The sequence below is a fragment of the Salinispora cortesiana genome, from assembly GCF_000484695.1.
Taxonomy (GTDB): Bacteria; Actinomycetota; Actinomycetes; order Mycobacteriales; family Micromonosporaceae; genus Micromonospora; species Micromonospora cortesiana.
Genome location: NZ_AXVR01000175.1, coordinates 1 through 1465, shown reverse-complemented (window position 1 = coordinate 1465; position 1465 = coordinate 1). Strand labels below are relative to the sequence as shown.

Here is a 1465-nt window from a genome sequence, read left to right as displayed (position 1 = left end):
GGGTCAACGAAGTTGATGGGGGTCGGCTGACGTCATCGGCCTGTCCAGGGTGGACCCTGGGGTGAGGGCGCCCGTGGCTCTTGGTTGATCATCTTGTTGTCGAAGCAAGTTGATCACAACAGAAGAGCCACGGACATGGTTGAGGATACGACCCGGCTGCTGGGCCTTGCCGGTCTGGCCGTCGTTGAGGTCGCGGACGGGCCGGACGGTCCGGTGGTGGACCTGGTCACCGCTGAGGATCAGCGGGCACGGCGGTGTCCGGAGTGCGGAACACTGGCACGCAGGTCGAAGGGTCGACGGGTGACCCGGCCACGTGACCTGCCGATCGGTGGGCGCCGGCCGGCGCTGCGGTGGCGTAAGCGGCGCTGGCGATGTGACGAGCCGGCCTGCGGGCGGGGGTCGTTCACCGAGGCGGTGGCGGCCGTGCCGGCGCGTAAGCGGATGACCGAACGGCTTCGGGCGGTGGCCGGCGCGGCGGTCGCCGATGGGGGGCGTACGGTGGTGCAGTCGGCGCGGGATCACGACCTGTCGTGGCCGGTCGTCGCTGCCGCGTTCGCCGCACATGCGGCCGTGGTGCTGCCGCAGCAGCCCTGCCCGGTCGAGGTGCTGGGCATAGACGAGATCCGCCGGGGCAAGCCAAAGTTCGTACTCGACGAGGCCACCGGCACGTGGCAGAGCATCGTGGACCGCTGGCACGTCGGGTTTGTGGATCTGTCGGACGGGCAGGGCCTGCTCGGTCAGGTCGAGGGCCGCACGGCCCAGGTCGTGGCCGATTGGCTCCTGGCCCGCCCACCGGACTGGCGTGACCAGGTGCGCTACGTCGCGATCGACATGTGCACGATCTTCAAGTCCGCCGTCTCGCGCGTGCTGCCGCATGCACAACTCGTCGTTGATCACTTCCACCTCGTCCAGTTGGCCAACGCCACCGTCACCGAGGTCCGCCGCCGGGTCACCGCGCAGGTCCGCGGCCGACGCGGATGCAAAGGCAACCGCGAGTGGGAACTGCGTAACCGGCTGACCCGCAACGCCGCCCGGATGCGCGCCGAGCACGTCGACGACCTGCAAGCCGAATTGTCCGCCCTGCCCACACACATCGGGGCCCCGATCCTGGCCGCGTGGAACGCCAAGGAAGACCTCCTCGACCTGCTCGCCCTGGCCCGCACCGACTCGGACCGAGAACGCGTCGCCGTGTTACTGGACCGCTTCTACCGCCGCTGCGCCCACGCTGACCTGCCCGAACTCGAACGTCTCGCCACCACCGTGCAGACCTGGTGGCCCCAGATCCTCGCGTTCATCCGCACCGGAATCACCAACGCCGGCTCCGAAGGCACCAACCGCGTGATCAAGACCGTCGCCCGCGACGCCTACGGCTTCCGCAACCCCGCCAACCAGCGACTACGCACCCGCTGCGCTACCACCAGACGCACCCGAGGCCACCTCGACCCCCGCTAATTTCGTAGAGCCC

At 69.3% G+C, this 1465-nt stretch carries 1 protein-coding gene; it reads left to right on the top strand.

Going from position 1 to position 1465, the window contains the following annotated elements; translation table 11 throughout:
- The first annotated feature begins 135 nt into the window (after positions 1-135).
- Complete coding sequence (locus K228_RS0124950; protein WP_025620793.1) at positions 136-1452, top strand: ISL3 family transposase; 1317 nt, start codon at positions 136-138, stop codon at positions 1450-1452.
- The last annotated feature ends 13 nt before the right edge of the window (positions 1453-1465 follow it).